The organism is Kitasatospora sp. NPDC057223 (assembly GCF_042669755.1).
GTDB lineage: Bacteria > Actinomycetota > Actinomycetes > Streptomycetales > Streptomycetaceae > Kitasatospora.
This window is the reverse complement of record NZ_JBHUWW010000004.1, coordinates 19,423-37,681: the sequence shown is the minus strand read 5'-3', so window position 1 is coordinate 37,681 and position 18,259 is coordinate 19,423. Positions and strand designations below refer to the sequence as shown.

At 75.0% G+C, this 18,259-nt stretch carries 15 protein-coding genes; 5 read left to right on the top strand and 10 right to left on the bottom strand.

Translation table 11 applies throughout. The annotated features are described in order from the left end of the window. Window positions 1–87 precede the first annotated feature (87 nt). The gene (locus ACFUK0_RS02810; RefSeq protein ID WP_380246211.1) at window positions 88–1,188 is read right to left on the bottom strand and encodes a hypothetical protein; all 1,101 of its coding nucleotides are present in this window, start codon (window positions 1,186–1,188) and stop codon (window positions 88–90) included. A gap of 211 nt (window positions 1,189–1,399) precedes the next feature. Here ACFUK0_RS02810 and ACFUK0_RS02805 point away from each other — a divergent pair, with 211 nt between their 5' ends. Together ACFUK0_RS02805 and ACFUK0_RS02800 are read left to right on the top strand one after the other, a co-directional pair. After that, window positions 1,400–2,569 carry an exonuclease SbcCD subunit D gene (locus ACFUK0_RS02805; protein ID WP_380246210.1) on the top strand — a complete coding sequence of 390 codons (1,170 nt, stop codon included), beginning with the start codon at window positions 1,400–1,402 and terminating at the stop codon, window positions 2,567–2,569. Between the two features lie 100 nt (window positions 2,570–2,669). Next, complete coding sequence (locus ACFUK0_RS02800; protein WP_380246209.1) at window positions 2,670–5,771, top strand: AAA family ATPase; 3,102 nt, start codon at window positions 2,670–2,672, stop codon at window positions 5,769–5,771. A 47-nt stretch (window positions 5,772–5,818) separates the two neighbouring features. Here the strand turns inward: ACFUK0_RS02800 and ACFUK0_RS02795 are convergent, their stop codons facing one another. Beyond that, window positions 5,819–6,022 (bottom strand): hypothetical protein, encoded by a 204-nt coding sequence (locus tag ACFUK0_RS02795; protein WP_380246208.1) that lies wholly within the window; start codon window positions 6,020–6,022, stop codon window positions 5,819–5,821. Window positions 6,023–6,125: 103 nt separating this feature from the next. On the opposite strand from ACFUK0_RS02795, the gene ACFUK0_RS02790 reads away from it, so the two are divergent. Next, window positions 6,126–6,677 carry a DUF1990 family protein gene (locus ACFUK0_RS02790; protein ID WP_380246207.1) on the top strand — a complete coding sequence of 184 codons (552 nt, stop codon included), beginning with the start codon at window positions 6,126–6,128 and terminating at the stop codon, window positions 6,675–6,677. 81 nt (window positions 6,678–6,758) lie between these two features. On the opposite strand, the gene ACFUK0_RS02785 is transcribed toward ACFUK0_RS02790, so the two are convergent. Both ACFUK0_RS02785 and ACFUK0_RS02780 read right to left on the bottom strand, forming a co-directional pair. Continuing rightward, the gene (locus ACFUK0_RS02785; RefSeq protein WP_380246206.1) at window positions 6,759–7,181 is read right to left on the bottom strand and encodes a secondary thiamine-phosphate synthase enzyme YjbQ; all 423 of its coding nucleotides are present in this window, start codon (window positions 7,179–7,181) and stop codon (window positions 6,759–6,761) included. A 173-nt stretch (window positions 7,182–7,354) separates the two neighbouring features. Next, the gene (locus ACFUK0_RS02780; RefSeq protein ID WP_380246205.1) at window positions 7,355–7,621 is read right to left on the bottom strand and encodes a hypothetical protein; all 267 of its coding nucleotides are present in this window, start codon (window positions 7,619–7,621) and stop codon (window positions 7,355–7,357) included. Between the two features lie 831 nt (window positions 7,622–8,452). Here ACFUK0_RS02780 and ACFUK0_RS02775 point away from each other — a divergent pair. Then, window positions 8,453–10,654: a CDP-glycerol glycerophosphotransferase family protein gene (locus ACFUK0_RS02775; protein WP_380246204.1), complete on the top strand. Its 2,202-nt coding sequence runs from the start codon at window positions 8,453–8,455 to the stop codon at window positions 10,652–10,654. A 73-nt stretch (window positions 10,655–10,727) separates the two neighbouring features. On the opposite strand, the gene ACFUK0_RS02770 is transcribed toward ACFUK0_RS02775, so the two are convergent. Then, complete coding sequence (locus ACFUK0_RS02770; RefSeq protein ID WP_380246203.1) at window positions 10,728–10,940, bottom strand: EF-hand domain-containing protein; 213 nt, start codon at window positions 10,938–10,940, stop codon at window positions 10,728–10,730. Between the two features lie 272 nt (window positions 10,941–11,212). On the opposite strand from ACFUK0_RS02770, the gene ACFUK0_RS02765 reads away from it, so the two are divergent. Then, window positions 11,213–11,881, top strand: coding sequence for a lysophospholipid acyltransferase family protein (locus ACFUK0_RS02765; RefSeq protein ID WP_380246202.1), 669 nt, complete (start codon window positions 11,213–11,215; stop codon window positions 11,879–11,881). Between the two features lie 19 nt (window positions 11,882–11,900). On the opposite strand, the gene ACFUK0_RS02760 is transcribed toward ACFUK0_RS02765, so the two are convergent. The 5 genes from ACFUK0_RS02760 to ACFUK0_RS02740 all read right to left on the bottom strand — a co-directional run bounded on the left by ACFUK0_RS02760 (window position 11,901) and on the right by ACFUK0_RS02740 (window position 18,197). Then, entirely contained in the window at window positions 11,901–13,718 is a 1,818-nt protein-coding gene (locus tag ACFUK0_RS02760) for an ABC transporter ATP-binding protein (protein WP_380246201.1), read from the bottom strand. 156 nt (window positions 13,719–13,874) lie between these two features. Then, entirely contained in the window at window positions 13,875–14,648 is a 774-nt protein-coding gene (locus ACFUK0_RS02755; protein ID WP_380246200.1) for an SDR family NAD(P)-dependent oxidoreductase, read from the bottom strand. Between the two features lie 116 nt (window positions 14,649–14,764). Next, the gene (locus tag ACFUK0_RS02750; protein WP_380246199.1) at window positions 14,765–15,673 is read right to left on the bottom strand and encodes an SDR family oxidoreductase; all 909 of its coding nucleotides are present in this window, start codon (window positions 15,671–15,673) and stop codon (window positions 14,765–14,767) included. Continuing rightward, entirely contained in the window at window positions 15,670–16,650 is a 981-nt protein-coding gene (locus ACFUK0_RS02745) for an alpha/beta fold hydrolase (protein ID WP_380246198.1), read from the bottom strand. Before ACFUK0_RS02745 ends, ACFUK0_RS02750 begins: the two co-directional genes overlap by 4 nt. Beyond that, complete coding sequence (locus ACFUK0_RS02740) at window positions 16,647–18,197, bottom strand: flavin-containing monooxygenase (RefSeq protein ID WP_380246197.1); 1,551 nt, start codon at window positions 18,195–18,197, stop codon at window positions 16,647–16,649. Before ACFUK0_RS02740 ends, ACFUK0_RS02745 begins: the two co-directional genes overlap by 4 nt. Between the last annotated feature and the right edge of the window lie 62 nt (window positions 18,198–18,259).

Genomic DNA, 18,259 nt, shown 5'->3' with positions numbered 1-18,259 from the left:
CGCCACCCGCTCACCCCGCCGGCCGCCCACCGGGGCGGGGGCGCCCTCCGTGCGCACCCCGGCCACCGGCCGGCCCACAGCCTGCCGTCAGCCCCTGGCCCCACCCGCTCCCGCGCCCGTCCCGCGCTCCGGAGCCGAACAGGTGATCGGCCGCTCGGGCAGGGCGAACCCCGGCCGCACCGCCACCCCCTCCGGCAGCGCCAGGCCCCGGGCGGCGTCCTCGGCGAGCGCCGCGAACACCTCGGACACCGCCATCGGGCGCAGCCGCCCGCCGGCCAGCAGCCAGCCGAGCACCACCGGCGTCGGCCGCGGGCCCGGGTAGCTGTGCAGCAACAGCTCCCCGGCCCCGTCGGCGGCGATCCCGGCGGCGAGCGTGACGCAGAACGCCTCGGCCTCCCGGCCGCCCACGAACAGGCTGCCGTCCTCGACGCAGACCTCGGCGGCGGCCGTCAGCTCCTCGCCGTCCTCGGGCCCGTACGAGCGCAGCGTCAGCAGGTGGCAGCCGTCCGCCGCGCCCGCCGCGAGCGCGAGGTAGAGCTCCGACACGTACTGCAGCACCGCGGTGAGCCTCGGTTCGGGCTGCTCGTCGCACTCCAGCGCGGCGAGGAGCGCCGAGCAGGCGATCGAGATCCGGACCCGCGCCCGGTGGTCCTCGACCAGCGCCGGGAGCAGCTCCCCCAGCCGCTCGCCCGCGTAGACGAACGGCGCGCCCGCCAGCTCCGGGTCGGCGGCGTACGCGACCCGCGCCACCGGATCGTCCGGGTCGAGGCCGAACTCCTCGCAGAAGTCCTCGAAGTCGGCCGGTTCGAGGACCCTCAGGTGCACCTCCAGGCCCTGCCCGCGCAGCGCCCGCAGCTGGGTCTCGGTGCGCCGCAGGTACCCCTCGAAGGTGGCCCGGCCGAACAGGCCGTACCGGCTGAGGCAGGCGAAGTCGGTGGCGTCCGCGGCCACCGCCAGCGCCACCGGCTGCGGCAGCGGGACGCCGCGCGGGCGCCCCCTGCCCCGGACCGGGGCACCGGGCCCGCCGCCGGACTCGGCCCGGCCGGCGCCCGGGCCCGTGCGGACCTTGCGCACCTTCGCGTTCGCGCCCTTCCGCCGGCTGCCGCCGCTGCCGCCACCATTGCCGGCACTGCTGCCGCCGCCGTCCGGCCTCGGGCCGGTGAGGCAGTACTGCTCGGGCTTGGCCATGCGCCCTCCCTGGTTCCTCGGGGTGTGCCTGGTCACGGCTGTGCCGCGGGCACGGTCGCCGGACGGCCCGGGAATCCCGGGTGACCGGCAGTCGAGAACATACACAGTGTCACTGACAATCGACTCTGAGCTACGGAAGGGTGCTCGTCGGAGCGATCCGGAAAGCCGTTTCGCCCCGGGTTGTCGGTCCCGGCGGTTATGGTCGGGGACCATGCGACTGCTGCATACCTCCGACTGGCATCTCGGGCGCTCCTTCCATCGGGAGAGCCTGCACGACGCGCAGCGTGCCTTCCTCGACCACCTGGTGGCCGTGGTCGCCGCCGAGCGCGTCGACGCCGTGCTCGTGGCCGGTGACGTGTACGACCGGGCGCTGCCCGGCCTGGAGGCGGTCGCCCTCTTCGACGACGTCCTGCACCGGCTGGCGGCGCTCGGCGTCCCCACCGTCTTCATCAGCGGCAACCACGACTCGGCCCGCCGGCTCGGCGTCGGCGCCGGCCTGATCGACCGGGCCGGCATCCACCTGCGGACGGACCCGGACGGCTGCGCCACCCCCGTCCTGCTCCCCGACCCGGACGGGCCGGTGGCCGTCTACGGGCTGCCCTACCTGGAGCCGGCCCTGGTGCGCGAGCGCTTCGGCCTGGAGCGCGGCGGCCACGCGGCCGTCCTCGGCGCGGCGATGGACAGGGTGCGGGCCGACCTCGCGACCCGCCCCGCGGGCACCCGCGCGGTGGTGCTGGCACACGCCTTCGTGAGCGGTGGCGCCCCCAGCGACAGCGAACGGGACATCGCGGTCGGCGGGGTCGCGAGCGTGCCCGCCGCGGTCTTCGACGGCGTGCACTACGCCGCCCTCGGCCACCTGCACGGCTGCCAGACACTCGCCCCGCACCTGCGCTACAGCGGCTCCCCGCTGGCGTACTCGTTCTCCGAGGAGAAGCACCGCAAGACCATGTGGCTGGTCGACCTGGCCGCCGACGGCTCGGTCTCCGCCGAGCGGACGGACTGCCCCGTCCCCCGGCCGCTGGCCTGCCTGCGCGGGTCGCTGGCGGAGCTGCTCGACGACCCCCGGTACGAGCCGCACGAGCAGTCCTGGGTGCAGGCCACCCTGACCGACCCCGGCCGCCCCGCCGAGCCGATGGAGCAGCTGCGCCGCCGCTTCCCGCACACCCTGCAACTGCTCTTCGACCCGGACGGCGCGGGCGGCGACGCCTCGCCCTCGTACGCGGCCCGGGTGCGCGGCCGCACCGACCTGGAGATCGCCGAGGGCTTCGTCCGGCACGTCCGCCCCGGCACCGAGCCGGACGGCACCGAGCTGGACTGGCTCCGCGAGGGCTTCGAGAGCACCCGCGAGAGCGCCGACCGCAAGGCGGAGCTGCCCCGATGAGCCCCGCCACCGACGCGGCGCCCGCCGCTGCGCCGCTGCCCGCCCCGCTGCGCCGCCCCTCGGCACCGCCCGCCCCTCAGCGCCGGCAGGAGCCGCCCCGATGAGACTGCACCAGCTGTCGGTCACCGCCTTCGGCCCGTTCGCCGGCACCGAGCGGGTCGACTTCGACGCGCTCTCCTCCGGCGGCCTGTTCCTGCTGCGCGGCGCGACCGGCGCCGGCAAGAGCAGCGTGCTGGACGCGGTCTGCTACGCGCTCTACGGCGAGGTGCCGGGCGCCCGCCGGGTCAACCGGCTGCGCAGCGACCACGCCGACCCGCTGCGGCTCACCGAGGTCAGGCTGGAGCTGACCCTCGGCGGCCGGCGGCTGGAGATCACCCGGCTGCCCGAGCAGCTCCGCCCGAAGAAGCGCGGCGGCGGCTGGACGACGGAGAAGGCCCAGACACTGCTCCGCGAGTGGGTCGCCGACACCGGCGACGGCACGCCCGGCTGGCGGGCGGGCAGCCGATCGCACCAGGAGACCGGCGAGGAGATCCACCGCCTGATCGGGATGAGCCGCGAGCAGTTCTGCCAGGTCGTCCTGCTGCCGCAGGGGGACTTCGCCCGCTTCCTGCGGGCCGACGCCGGCCAGCGCGCCGAGCTGCTGGGCCGGCTCTTCGACACCCGCCGGTTCGGCCAGGTCGAGGGCTGGCTGGCGGAGCGGCGCAAGGCGAAGGAGGCCGCGGTCCAGGCCGGCCGGCGCCGGCTGCGCGACCTGGCCAGCAAGGCCGAGCAGGCCGCCGGCCCCGGCGCCGAGCCGGTCACCGGCTGGCTGCCCGCCGAGGAGGAGTCGTCGGCCGCCCCGGCGGACCTCGCCACGGGCGTGCTCTCCTGGGCCGCGATCCTGCGCAGCGGCGCGGCCGAGCAGCTCGCGGTGGCCGATGCCGCGCTGGCCGGGGCCGAGGACGGTCACCGGCGGGCCAGGCAGCGGCTGGAGACAGCGACCGAGCTGGCGCAGCACCAGCGGCGGCACCGGGCGGCGGCCGCCCGGGCGGCCGGGCTCGCCGAGGCGGAGTCCGCGCTGGCCGAGGACCGCGCCCGGCTCGCGGCGGCGCAGGCCGCCGTGGGCGTCGAGGCCGTCCTGCGCCTGCACGGGGCGGCGGAGCAGGCGCACGAGGCCGCCCGGCGCGAGGAGCACCGGCACCGCGGGAGCCTGGCGGGCTTCCCGGAGCAGCACACTCCCACCGGCCGCCCGGGCGAGGCCGGCTCCGGCCCGGCACCCGACTCCGGCCCCGTCCTCGCCCGGGCGGAGGCCGGTGAGCTGGCCGACGCGGAGCTGCGGCTGCGGGCCGAGGTGGTACGGCTGGAGGCCGCTGGCGAGGAGGAGGAGCGGTGCGCCCGGCTCGGCCGGGAGCGGGCCGCGCTGGAGGGCGAACGCCGGAGCGCCGACGAACTCGCCGAGGAGGCCGGCGACTGGCTGGCCGGGTTCGACGCCCGCCTCGGCGCCCTGCAGGAGGAGCAGTCGGCGGCCCGCGCCGCCGCCGCCAGGGTCGAGCAGCTGGACGCCAGGAAGGCCGAGGTCACCGGCCGGCTCGCCGCCGCCCGCCGACGGGACGGGCTGCTCGGAGCCATCGGCCGGGCCGAGCAGGAGCTGCACGCCCTGCGCGGCCGCTGGCTCGACGCCCGGGGCCACAGCCAGGACGTCCGCGAGCGCCGGCTGTCGGGGATGGCGGCCGAGCTGGCCGCGCAGTTGCGCGCGGGCGAGGCCTGCCGGGTCTGCGGTTCCCCCGGCCACCCCGCGCCCGCACGCCCCACCGACGGGCAGGTCCGCGCCGAGGACGAGGAGCGGGCGCTCGCCGCCCAGTCCGAGGCCGAGCAGGCCTTCTCCAGTGCCGACCGGGCCCTCACCTCGCTGCGGGTGCAGGAGGCCGCGGCCGCCGGCGCGGCCGGGGAGGAGTCCGCCGACGCCCTCGACGCCGCGCTCACCGCGCTGACGGCGGAGCACCGGAGCGCGGCCCGCACGGCGGACGGCCTCGGCCCGGCCGGCCGGCAGATCGAGCGGCTGACCCAGGAACAGGCCCTCCGGCAGTCCCGGCTGCGCGAGGCCGGCGAGCGCAGCGCCGCACTGACCGCCCGGATCCATGCCCTGCACGCCGAACGGCAGGAGCTTGAGGCCCGGGTGGCGGCGGCCCGCGGCGACGCGGCGACGGTCGCCGAGCGGGCCGGCGCGCTGGCGGCGCTCGCCCGCGCGGTGACCGGCCTGCTCGGCGCCACCCGGGCCGCCGCCCAGGCCGGCGCCCGGGCGAAGGAGACCCGGGAGGAGCTGGCCAGGGGCGCCGCCGCAGCGGGCTTCCCCTCCGCACAGGAGGCCTCGGCCGTGCTGCTGCCGGCCGCCGCCCGGGCTGCCCTGCAGGCCCGGCTGGAGCGTCACCGCGACGAACTGTCGGCCGTGGAGCAGCAGCTCGCCGCCCCCGAGCTGGTGGCGGCGGCCGCCCGGCCCCCGGCCGATCCGGCGGCCGCCGAGGCCGCGCTCCAGGCGGCCACCGTCCGGTTGCGGCAGGCCTCGGCCGGGCAGCACGCGGCCCGCGAACGCGGCGAGGACCTCGCCCGGATCGGCCGGGAGCTGGCCGCGCTCGCCGACTCACTGGCACCGGCGCTGGAGGACTACGCCCGGATCAGCCGGCTGGCCTCGCTGGCCGCCGGCACGTCCGCCGAGAACCGGCTCCGGATGCGGCTGGAGTCGTACGTCCTGGCGGCCCGGCTGGAGCAGGTCGCGGCAGCGGCCAGCGACCGGCTGGTGCGGATGTCGGGCGGCCGGTACACCCTCGTGCACAGCGACGACCGGACGACCGGCGGCAAGCGCTCCGGCCTCTCGCTGCGCGTGGTGGACGCCTGGACGGGCACCGAGCGGGACACCGCGACGCTGTCCGGCGGCGAGAGCTTCTTCGCCTCGCTCGCCCTCGCCCTCGGCCTCGCCGACGTGGTGACGGACGAGGCGGGCGGCATGCCGCTGGACACCCTCTTCATCGACGAGGGCTTCGGCACCCTGGACGAACAGGCGCTGGAGGAGGTGATGGACGTGCTGGACGGCCTGCGCGAGCGCGACCGCGCCGTCGGCATCGTCAGCCACGTCGCGGACCTGCGCGCCCGGATCCCCGCCCAACTGCTGGTACGCAAGGGCCGCCACGGCTCAACCGTGGAACTGGTCGGCCGCGAGCACGCCTGACGGCCCGCAGCCCTCAGCCGTCAGCCCGGAGGCTCAGGCCTCAGCCGTCAGCCCGAGCAGGCGATCCGCTGTGCCTGCTGCCAGGTGCAGACCGGGCAGAGCGTGCTGCCCGGCTGGTCCGCCGGCAGCTCGGTCGGCTCGCCGCACAGCACGCAGTCGGCCCGCGGGCCGGTCAGCTCCGGATCGGCGGTCAGCGCCCGCACGGTGCCGGCCGGCGCCACGATGCAGATCTGCTCGGTGTCATCGCTCATGCCGCCTTCCTACTCCGCCCGCCCCGCCCACCGCAAGCGCCCCCGGGGCCGGAGCCACCGCCCTCCCGCCGGGGCCGCGGTGCGGCCGGGTTAGCGTGGCGGCATGCCCGCCGATCTCCGCAGCCGCCTCGCGGCCGCCCGTGCCGCCTCCCCGAGCTATCCGGAGGTCGGGGCGACCCGCGGCGCCACCCTGCCGCCGGGTTACGCGCACCTGCGCCGCCGGGTGCACCTGGGCCACGGCCACGAGGTGCTGGAGCGGGCCGGGCGGCACGTCCTCGGCTGGGGCACCCAGCTCGGTACGGGCTTCGCGGTGTATCCGGGTGCTCCGGCTGAGCCCGGTGCGACGGTGCTGCTCAGGATCGGACTGCCGGGCCTGCGGCTGCCGCGGCTGGTGATCCCGTGCCGGGTGGTGTGGACGGTCCGGGAGCAGGACCGGATCGGCTTCGCGTACGGGACCCTGCCGGGGCACCCCGAACGGGGCGAGGAGTCGTTCGTGGTGTCGATGGACGCGGCCGGCGACGTGTGGTTCGAGGTGACCGCGTTCTCCCGGCTCGCCTCCTGGTACGCGCGGCTGGGCCGGCCGGTGGCGCTGGTGCTGCAGTACCTGGCGATAGAGCGGTACCTCAGCGCGGTGGCGGCCGCGGTGAGGGCCTGAACAGGGTGTAGCGGGTGAGCGGCTGAGCGGGTGGGGCCGAAGGGGTAGGGCTGAGGGGGTAGGAGGGCCGGGGTCGAGGGGCTAGCCGAGGAACGACAGCCGGACGGTGCGTCGCGGGTTGTCCCCGTTGGTGTCGACCAGGACGATCGACTGCCATACGCCGAGCGCGAGTTGACCGTCGATCACGGGCAGCGTGGCGTGCGGGGCGACCAGCCCGGGCAGGACGTGGTCGCGGCCGTGGCCCTCGCTGCCGTGCCGGTGGCGCCAGCGGCCGTCGGCGGGGAGCAGTTCGCGCAGGACGGCCAGCAGGTCGTCGTCACTGCCCGCACCGGTCTCCAGCACCGCGATGCCCGCGGTGGCGTGCGGGACGAACACGTTGAGCAGACCGCTGCGGCCCGCCGCCCGGTCGGCCAGGAACTCGGAGCAGCGCTCGGTGATGTCGAGGGCGACCTCGTGGCTGCCCGTGGTGATCTGGAAGGTCAGGGTGTGGAAGTTGTCCGCCATGGCGCCATCCTCACCCACTCCGGGCGGGTCCTTCGACAATCTCGGCCGACTCGCTGCGGACCGGCCCGGTTGTCCGCTATTCTCCGCATCCCAGTCTCTCCGGAGCCGGAGCCGGACGTGCGGAAGACCCGAGGGACCACTTGGTCCGTCGGGTCGGTGCCGGGGGGCGCGGGCTAGCCGCGTCCGCCGAAGAGGCTCCGTCGCAGCCGACGCAGGGGCGCCAGCAGCGACACCCGCGCGGTGCGCCGCGGCGCGGTCGGGGTGCTGACGCCGCGGGGCGTCAGCTCCCTTATCAACCCGAGCGCCTCGGCGGTGTCGACCACCGGGAGCGCGGGCGCGCCGAGCACGGCCAGGTGGTGGTCGATCCGGCGGCCGGTCGCGCCGACACCGCACTGGATCGCCGGCACGCGAGGCCGAGTCCGCACTTGCATGTGTTCCATCAGTTTCCCACCCCTACGAGGCGCCAGGGCCGTGAGGCGAAGACTATCCGTGACAGACGGCCTTCGCGCAACCGTCCCGGTGTTCCGCCACCGTACCGTGCGACGGCAACTGACGCCTCACCAGGGGCAGCTGCCGTGGTCACGACTGCGCATCGGTGGAGGTGCACGACCTGTTCAGAGGTTGATGGAAGTGCGCGGCGGGCGCCCGGTGCGCAGCGGGGGCGCCGGGCGCGCGGCGGGAGCGCTCGGGTGCAGGTGGGGAGGCCGGGGAGCGGCCGTTTCCCGTGAGACTCGTTGTCAGCAAGGCCGATCGTGCAAGATCCACGGGCCGCTCCCGAGCTTAGGTTCAGAAAGTGAACACACCCGGGGGATTGACGCCACGGAAACCTACAAGCAATATCTCTATCGGCAGGGCCGGTGAGACATGCACCACCCCTGCCAGTCGATTGGGTTCGACAGGTGAAGGAACTTCCGACACCCGCCTTGAGTCACTGTCCGGCTGCCCCGACGCTGCGGCGGCCAGACTCGAAGCGGTGTACGGATTGGCGGTCGGCCGCTGAGGGTCGGCCGGACCGCCACCAGGCCGCTGGTGCCGCCCTCGCACGGGCGCGGCACCGGCGGTCGCTTCATTCCCCCGCCGGCCGTCCTTCGGCCTACGCCCCCAGCCGCTCCCGTTCCGATCGCCCCCGCTTCCCCGTTCCGGCCGCTCCCCCCGCACTGGGTAGAGTGTGCAGGCCGGGCGGCCGGTGCCGGAGCCCGCCCGCACCTCCCCCAGCAACCCCGGGGCCGGCCCGCGTGCCGGGCCCCTCTCGGAGCGCGGAGCCAACGAGCGTGACAGTCCTCCTCAGCATCGTGCTGCCAGTCCACGGCGTGGAGCGCTTCCTCCCGCGCTGCCTCGACTCGATCCTCGGCGGGCCCGACGACGGCCGCTTCGAACTCATCGCGGTCGACGACCGCTCCCCCGACCGCTGCGGCGCGATCCTCGACGGGTACGCGGCCCGGGACGGCCGGCTGCGGGTCCTGCACCTGGCCGAGAACCAGGGTCTCGGCGGCGCCCGCGAGGCCGGCCTGGCCCAGGCCCGCGGCAGGTACGTGTGGTTCGTCGACAGCGACGACTGGCTGCCCGAGGGCGCCCTCGGCACCGTCCTGGCCGAACTGGGGAGCGAAGCGGCCGCGCCCGCGCCCGCGGACGTCCTACTGACCGGCTTCACCCACGTCTACCCCGACGACTCCACCGAGCCCAACCCGTGGCGCCACGTGCTCACCGGCTCACCGCTCGTCGAGGGCAGCACGCTGCGCGCCTACCCGGCCCTGCTGCGCACCGTGATGTCGGTGTGGAACAAGGTCTTCCGCCGGGAGTTCCTGCTCGGCCTCGGCGTCTCCTTCGGCCGCGGCTTCTACGAGGACATCTCGGTCACCTACCCGGCCCTGCTCGCCGCCGAGCGGATCCGCTACGTGGACGAGTCCTGCTACAACTACCGCCGGGGCCGGCCGGGCGCGATCACCAGCACCGCCTCGCCGAAGCACGCGGACGCCTTCGCCCAGTACGACGCGATCTTCGCCTTCCTGGACGGGCACGGCGCCGACCGGCACGGGCTGAGCGACGCCGACCCCCTGCGCACCCTGTTCTTCGAGCGCACCGTCAAGCAGGCCCTGAACGTCTACGACACCCCCGGACTGGTCCCGGCCGGGCTGCGCAAGGAGTTCTTCCGCGGCATCACCGCGCACTTCGCCCGCCACCGCCCGGCCGGCTACCACTTCCCCGGCGGCCTGGACGGCCTCCGGTACCGGCTCGCCGCCCGGGGCTCGCGGGTCGCGTACGAGGAGCTGCGCCGCACCGGGCGGCTGCCCCGCGAGCTGAAGCGCGGCGCCCGCGCGGTGGCCCCGGCGGTGCGGCGCGGAGTGCGCAGCAGCGCCCGCTTCACCGCGTACAACGCCTTCCGCCGGCTGCCGCTGGACGACCACCTGGCGGTGTACGCGGCCTACTGGCACCGGGGGTACGCCTGCAACCCGGCCGCGATCTACGAGAAGGCGAAGGAGCTGGCACCGGGGATCCGGGGCGTCTGGGTGGTGGAGACCCGGGCGCAGGCCGCCGCGCTGCCCGCCGGGGTGCCGTACGTGATCGTCAACACGCCCGCGTACCTGAGGGCGATGGCGACCGCGAAGTACTTCGTCAACAACGTCAACTTCCCGCACACGATGGTGAAGCGGTCCGGGACGGTGCACGTGCAGACGCAGCACGGCACGCCGCTGAAGATGATGGGCATGGACCTCCGGGGGCACCCGGTGGCCGCCGACGGGATGGACTTCGAGCGGCTGCGGGAGGCCGTCGGGCGGTGGGACTACCTGGTCTCGCCCAATCCGCACACCAGCGAGCACTTCGCGCGGGCCTTCCCCGGCCGGTACGAGATGCTGGACACCGGCTACCCGCGCAACGACCGGCTGGCGAACGCGGGCCCCGCCGAGGTGGCCGCGATGCGCGAGCGCCTCGGCCTGCCCGAGGGGCGTACGGCGGTGCTGTACGCGCCCACGCACCGGGAGGGACAGGGCGGGTACGTGCCGCTGCTGGACGTCCGCGAGCTGGCCCGGCGCCTGGGCCCCGGCTTCACGCTGCTGGTGCGCACCCACTACTTCCACACCGGCGGGCCGGGCGACCTCGCGGCCCGTGACGGGGCGGCCGCGATCGTGGACGTCTCGGCGCATCCGGCGGTCGAGGACCTCTACCTCGCGGCGGACGTCCTGGTCACGGACTACTCCTCGATGATGTTCGACTTCGCGGTGCTGGACCGGCCGATCGTCGTCTTCGCACCGGACTGGGAGGAGTACCAGCGGGTGCGCGGGGTCTACTTCGACCTGTTCGCCGAGCCGCCCGGCGCCGTCACGGTGGACCAGGACGGGCTGGCCGCGGCACTGCTCGCGGGTGATCCGGAGCCGGCCGCCCGGGCGAAGTTCCGCGAGCGGTTCTGCCCGTGGGACGACGGCGGGGCCGCCGAGCGGGTGGTCCGCCGGGTGTTCCCGGGCACCGCGGGCTGACCGGCGGACCAGACCCGCCGCGAGATGACGAAGGGCCGGCTCCGGACACCCGGGGCCGGCCCTTCGCGCGGGCTCAGCGCTGACGCGAGGCCCAGAACTCCTCGAAGGTGAGCAGGCCGTCGCCGTTGACGTCGGACGCCTTGATCACGGACTCGGCGACCGCCACGGAGACGTGGGGGTCACCGAGCTCCGCCATCACCCGGGAGTACTCGGCGGCCGAGATCAGGCCGTCGCCGTTGATGTCGAACCGCTCGAACGCCTGCCGAGCCGCCTCGATGTCTGCCATGGGATGTGTCCCCTCCTGTGCGCGTTACTGACTGGCGTACAGTACCGGCCCCGCCGGACGCCTCCGGCCGGGACCCCGGCCCGGACCTGTGCGGACAGGCGTTCGACCGGCCGCTCGAACACCGCGCGACGCGACAGGCCGGGCGCGGACGGGAGTGGACGGGCGCCGGGGTTCATGTCGTACCCTGCGATCTGATCTCGGCCCGCCGGTGAGCCGAGCGACACACGCTCCGCCCCGGGTGCACGGCCCGGTCATTCGTCCAGGGAGGGACCATGATCAACATCCTCACCAAGCTGGTGCTGAAACCCCTCGCACGGGCGGTCTACCGGCCGGTGATCGAGGGCCTGGAGAACGTTCCGCGCAAGGGCGGGGTGATCCTGGCCAGCAACCACCTGTCCTTCATCGACAGCGTGGTCATCCCGCTGACCGCGCCCCGCCGGGTGCACTTCCTGGCCAAGGCCGAGTACTTCACCGGCACCGGCCTCAAGGGCGCACTGTCCCGGGGCTTCTTCGAGGCGATCGGCGCCGTCCCGGTCGAGCGCGGCACCTACCGCTCCGCGCAGGCCTCGCTGCAGTCGGCGCTGGAGATCCTGGAGGCCGACAAGGCCTTCGGCATCTACCCCGAGGGCACCCGCTCGCTGGACGGCCGGCTGTACCGCGGCAAGACCGGCGTCGCCTGGCTGGCGCTGACCGCCGGGGTGCCCGTGGTCCCGGTCGCCCTGGAGGGCCCGGAGCAGATCCTCCCCGTCGGCCGCCGGCTCCCCCGGATCCGCAAGGTGACCGTCCGCTTCGGCGCACCGCTGGACTTCACCGAGCTGCACGGCAAGGCCCGCTCGGCCCAGGCCCGCCGCCAGGTCACCGACGAGGTGATGCGGGCGATCCAGGAGCTGTCCGGCCAGGAGGTCGCCGAGACCTACAACGAGCTGCCGAAGGCCGCCTGACCGCCCCCGCCCCGGCCCGCTACACCCTGACGTCCGCCGGCACCGGCCCCTCCCGGCGCAGCAGCGCGGCGTACCGTCCGCCGGCCTCGACCAGTTCCTCGTGCGTCCCGAGCTCGACGACCTCCCCCCGGTCGAGCACCACGATCTGGTCGGCCGAGCGGACGGTGGACAGCCGGTGCGCGACCGTGATCGTCGTCCGGCCCGCCGCGAGCGCGTCGATCGCCTGCTGGACGGCCAGCTCGGTGCGGTTGTCGAGCGCGCTGGTGGCCTCGTCCAGGATCAGCACCGGCGGGTTGCGCAGGATCGTCCGGGCGAGCGCGAGGCGCTGCTTCTCTCCTCCCGAGAACCGGTAGCCGCGCTCACCGACGAGCGTGTCATAGCCGTCCGGCAGGCCGGCGATCATGTCGTGGATCTGGGCGGCGCGGGCGGCGGCGACCACCTCCGCGTCGGTGGCCTCCGGCTTGGCGAAGCGCAGGTTGTCGGCGACCGAGGCGTGGAACAGGTACGTCTCCTGCGAGACCACCCCGACGGCGCGCGACAGGCTCTCGAAGGACAGCTCCCGTACGTCCGTGCCGTCGATGGTGACCCGCCCCGCCGTCACGTCGTACAGCCTCGGCACCAGGTAGCTGAGCGTGGTCTTGCCGGAGCCGGTCTCGCCGACCACGGCCAGCGAGCCGCCGGCCGGCACCTTCAGCTCGATCCCCGCCAGGGTGGGCCGCTCCTGCGCCGGGTCGTAGCGGAACCCGACGCCCTCGAAGCGGACCTCCCCGCGGATCTTCTCCAGGCGGACGGGCTGCGCGGGCTCGGCGATCTCCACGGGCAGGTCGAGGTACTCGAAGATGCGCTGGAACAGCGCCAGCGAGGTCTGCACCTGGACGCCGGTCGACAGCAGGCTGACGGTCGGCCGGAACAGCCCCTGCTGGAGCGAGACGAACGCGACCAGGGTGCCGATCGAGACGATCGGCGCGCCGTCGGCGGAGGCCAGCCCGGCGGCCCAGTAGATCACCGCGGGCATCGCGGCCATCACGATCTGGATGGTGTTCATCCGCCAGCGCCCGGCCATGCTGGAGCGGACCTCCAGGTCGGCCAGGCGGTCCGACTGCTCGGTGAACTCCTTGGACAGGGAGTCGGAACGGCCCATCGTGCGGCCGAGCATGATGCCGCTGACGGACAGCGACTCCTGGACGGCGGAGGACATCAGCGCGAGCTGCTTCTGCCGCTCGGTGGTGATCTTCTTGCGCTCCCCGCCGACCCGCCGGCTGATCCAGACGAACACCGGGAGCAGCAGCAGCGAGACCAGGGTGAGGCGCCAGTCCAGCGCGACCATCGCCACCACCGAGGCGATCACGCTGGTGAAGTTGGACACCAGGGAGGTCGCGGTGGACGTCACCGTGGACTGCATGCCGCCGATGTCGTTGGCGATCCGGGACTGCACCTCGCCCGTCCTGGTCCGGGTGAAGAAGGCCAGGGACATCCGCTGGAGGTGCGAGTAGACGGAGGTGCGCAGGTCGTGCATGACGCGCTGGCCGACGGTGGTCGAGATCAGGGTCTGCAGCACGTTGAAGATGCTGTTGACCACCGCGGCCGCGATCATGCCGAGCACCAGCAGGCTGAGCAGCCCGGTGCGGCCCTGCGGTATCGCGGTGTCCAGGACGGCCCGCAGCAGGAACGGCGACACCACCGAGACCACGGCGGAGGCCGCCACCAGCAGGCCGACCACGCCGAGCCGGCCCCGGTAGGGGCGGAAGAGCGCGAGGATGCGGCGCAGCTGCGCGGGCGGGGCGGGCTCGCCGCCCTCGCGGGCGGGCGGGGTCCAGGCGTCGGTGTCGGGCCTCACGTGCGGGCCTCCAAGGGGTCGGGGCGGGGCGGCGGGGCGGTCCGCGGGCCAGCATACAGAGAAAAGCTCATAGTTAGCGAAGCTAATAATGAGGCTCGGTCTATTCCTCCGTGCGCCGGCCGTCTTGCTGCGGGCCCGCCCGCCGCCACCGCGCGCTCACTCCCTGCCGTACGTCCGCGCCGCCTTCGAGGACATCCTGCCGAGCCCGCCCGACGGGAGCAGCCGCGCCAGCGCCACCACGAGCTTGTAGCGCTTGCCCGGCACCGACAGCGACCGCCCGCGGGCCAGGTCGCGCATCGCCTCGTTCACCACCCGCTCGGCCGACAGCCAGCCCCAGGCCGGAATGTTCGAGGTGCCCATACCGGCCCGCTGGTGGAACTCCGTCCGGGTGAAACCGGGGCACAACGCCATCAGCCGCACCCCCGAGTCACCGAGGTCACGGGCCGCGCCCTGGGTGAAGCTCACCACCCACGCCTTCGACGCCCCGTAGGTGCCGCGCGGCAGGAAGGCCGCGACCGAGGCCACGTTGACGATCCCGCCCCGCCCGCGCTCGCGCATGCCCGGCAGCGCGGCACTCGTCAGCCGCAGGACGGCCTCGACGTGCACCTTGAGCATGTCCAACTCGCCCTGGAGCGGCACGGTCAGGTAGGCGCCCTTGTTGCCGAACCCGGCGTTGTTGACCAGCAGGTCGACGGGCCGCGAGGCGTCCGAGAGCCGGGCCTCGACGGCGGCGATGCCGGCCTCGGTCGAGAGGTCCGCGGTGAGCGGCTCGGCCACCACGCCGTACTCGGCGGACAGCTTCTCGGCGCTCTCCGCGAGCCGCGCGGTGTCCCGGGCGACGAGGACGACGTCATGGCCGGAACGGGCGAGCTTGACGGCGAACGTGGCGCCGATTCCGGCGGTGGCGCCGGTGATGAGGGCAGTGGTCATGGCCCAGACCGTACCGACTCGCCCGCCGGAACACACGAACCCCCAGGGGCACGGCCCCGTACGTCCGCTCTCCCACGAACGCACCGGACCGTGCCCCTCGGGGCCGCCCGCCGGGCCTACTGCTTCCCGGCGTCCGCCGCGGCGGCGCGGGCCGCCGAGTCGGCGTCCCCGCCGGCTCCGACCGGGCCCAGCCGGGTGCCCGCGGTGGCCTTCAACTGCGGTGCGAGCCTGGCGACGTCACGTGAGCCGACGGCCGCGATCAGCCCCGGCAGCACCCACCGGACCGGCTGCACGGCGCGCAGCCAGGCCTGGGCGTAGACGTGCGGCGAGCGCCGCGCGACACCCGCCACCAGCCGGTCGACCGCCGGGTCGAGCGGGTACGTCCTGCTGGCGGGCCAGGGCAGCCTGGAGCGCATCTGCCGCAGCACCTCGTCCTGGTCGGCGCCGCGCACCATGTCGGTGTCCGTCCAGCTCAGGTACCCGACACCGACCTTGACCCCCTGGTGGGCCACCTCCGCGCGCAGCGCGTGGGCGAAGGCCTCCACCCCGGCCTTGCTCGCGCAGTACGCGCTCATCAGCGGCGCGGGCGTCATGGCCGCCAGCGAGGCGATCTGCAGCAGGTAGCCGCCGCTCTCGGTGAGCGCGGGCAGGAACGCCCGGGCGGTCGCCACGCTGCCGAGCAGGTTGACCTCGATCACCCGGCTGAACGCCCGGTGGTCGCTGTCCAGCAGCGGCCCGCCGATGGCGATGCCAGCGTTGGCGACGACCGCGTCGATCCTCCCGTACCGGTCCTGGACGGCCCGGGCGGTGGCGGACAGCGCGTCGATGTCCGTGACATCGGCCTCCCAGGAGGAGGCGTCCGGGCCGCAGAGGGCGGCGGCGGCCTTCAGTTCGGCCGGTTCCAGGCCGACCAGGGCGACCTTCGCGCCCTGCGCGGCGAGCTTGCGGGCCAGCGTCGCGCCGACGCCCCGGGCGGCCCCGGTGACGACGACGACCTGCGCGGACAGGGGCGGGACGGCGCTCATGCGGCGGTGCTCCTCTCCGCCGGGACGGCCGGTGCGGCAGGCTCGGCGGACGTGGCGGGACGGGCGGGGGCCGCGAGGTGGGCGGCGGCCAGGCGGCGCAGCTCGGCGGCGATCTCGGCCGGGCGCTCCAGCGGCGCCATGTGGCCGACTCCCGGCAGCAGCAACAGGCCCTGCGGATCGGGCAGTCCGGCGACCAGCCGGTGCGCCAGGACGGGCGGCGTGAGCCGGTCGTCGGTACCCACCACCACCGCGGTCGGTGCGGCCAGCGCCGCGAGACCGTCCTTGACGTCCAACTCCTCCAGGACGGAGGCCCAGTGGGACCGGACGGCGGTCGGGCAGGCGTGCACGATCCTGGCCGCGGCCTCGACCCGGCCGGCGGGGCTGGCCGGGCCCATGGTGGCGTACTTGAGGACGGCCCGGCTGACGGTGTTGACCGGCCCCAGCGGCAGGCGCGACTTCAGGATGCGCTGGTGCAGGAAGCGCCGCAGCCAAGGGCTGCGGACGGCGTCCGGGGCGACCCGCAGCTCGGCGACCAGGTCGCCCGCCCCCGTGCTGACCAGCAGCGCGGCGGCCGTCCGGGCGGCGACCGCGGCCCGGCCGCCCGCCGCCATGATGGTCATGCCGCCCATGCTGTGCCCGGCCAGCACGGCCCGCTCCCCCGCCGGCACGGCCTCGGCGAGCACCGCCTCCAGGTCCTCGGCCAGCGCCCGGGTGCTGTACGCCGCCCGGTCGCGCGGTACGTCGCTGCGCCCGTGGCCGCGCTGGTCGTACGCCACCAGCCGGTACTCCCCGGCGAGTTGGTTGATGACCGGGGCCCAGAAGGCGGTCGAGCAGGTCCAGCCGTGCGCGAGCACGACGGTCGGCGCGCCGGCCGGCCCGTGGACCTCGGCGTGCAGCCGGGTGCCGTCCGCCGAACGGATGCTCAACTCCTCTACCGGGGTCGGGAGCACGCAGTCGGCGGGGATCGCGGGGCTCATGCGGGGACCTCCTGGGCGAGGGCGGACGGCCGGGGTGCGGTGCGCTTGATCAGCTCGTACTCGGCGAGGTCGACGCGGCGGGTGGCGCGGCGGAAGGCGGTGGTGGAGCCCGGCCACAGCACGGTGTTCCTGCCCTCCTCGTCCAGGTACCAGCTGTTGCAGCCGCCGGTGGCCCAGACGGTGCGCGACATCCGGTGCTGGAGGGCCTGGTTCCAGTGCCGCTGGGCCCGGGCGGTGGGCTGCATGGCGGTGGCGCCGACGGACTGCAGGGTGGTCAACGCGTCGATCAGGTAGTTCAGCTGTGACTCGATCATCAGGATCATCGAGTTGTTGCCGAGGCCGGTGTTCGGCCCGATCACGAAGAACAGGTTCGGGAAGCCGTGGACGGTGGAGCCGCGCAGCGCCTCCATGCCCTCCTTCCACTGCGAGGCCAGGCTCTGCCCGTCCACGCCGAACACCCGGTCGGCGACGGGCATGTCGGTGACGTGGAAGCCGGTGCCGAAGACGATCGCGTCCACCTCGTGCTCGGTGCCGTCGGCCGCGACCAGTGTCGAGCCGCGCACCTCGGACAGCCCGGCGGAGACGACCTCGGTGTTGGCGGCGGCGAGCGCCGGGTAGTACGTGTTGCTGAGCAGGATGCGCTTGCAGCCGATCCGGTAGTCCGGGGTCAGCCGGGCCCGCAGGGCCGGGTCGGTGACACCGGCCGCGATGTGCCGCTGGGCCAGCCGCTGCACCAGGCGCAGCGCGCCGGGCCGGCGGACGAAGGCGTCCACCTGGAGCTCCCGGAGGGCGAAGACGGCGCCCCGGCGGAGCTTGGCGGTGGCGGGGAGCGTGCTGTGCAGCCACTTCTCGGCGCTGCTGATCGCCCGGTCGCGGCGCGGCAGCACCCAGGCGGGGGTCCGCTGGAAGACGGTGAGCCGGCCGACCCCGGGCTGGATGCTGGGGATGATCTGCGCGGCCGAGGCGCCGGTGCCGACCATCGCGACGCGCTTGCCCGCGAGGTCGAAGTCGTGGTCCCAGCGGGAGGAGTGGAAGACCTTGCCGGGGAACGCGTCCAGGCCGGGGATGTCGGGGATCTGCGGGTCGGCGAGCGGGCCGGCGGCGGAGACGACGGCGTCGGCCGTCCACTCGCCGGCGGTGGTGGTGACCCGCCAGCGGGCGCCGTCGCTCTCCCAGCGGGCCTCGGTGACCTCGGCGCCGAAGCGCAGGTGCGGGCGGAGGCCGAAGGTGTCGGTGACCTTCTCCAGGTAGGCCCGGATGTCGGGCTGGCCGGAGAAGCTGCGCGGCCACTGCGGGTTGGGCGCGAAGGAGAAGGAGTAGAGGTGGGACGGCACGTCGCAGGCGCAGCCGGGGTAGCTGTTGTCGCGCCAGGTGCCGCCGACCGAGCCGGCCCGCTCCAGGATGACGAAGTCGGTGATCCCTGCGCGGCGCAGCCGGACGCCGGCGCCGAGGCCGCCGAATCCGGAGCCGATCACGGCCACCCGCACGTGCGGGGTGGCGGGCGTGGCGGGCTCGTCCGGCTTGCTGCGCTTGGGGGTGGATGCCATCCGGCGTCCCTCCTGAGGGTGGGGTGGGGCGCGCACCCGGGGGCAGGGTGCGGTGCGCGCGT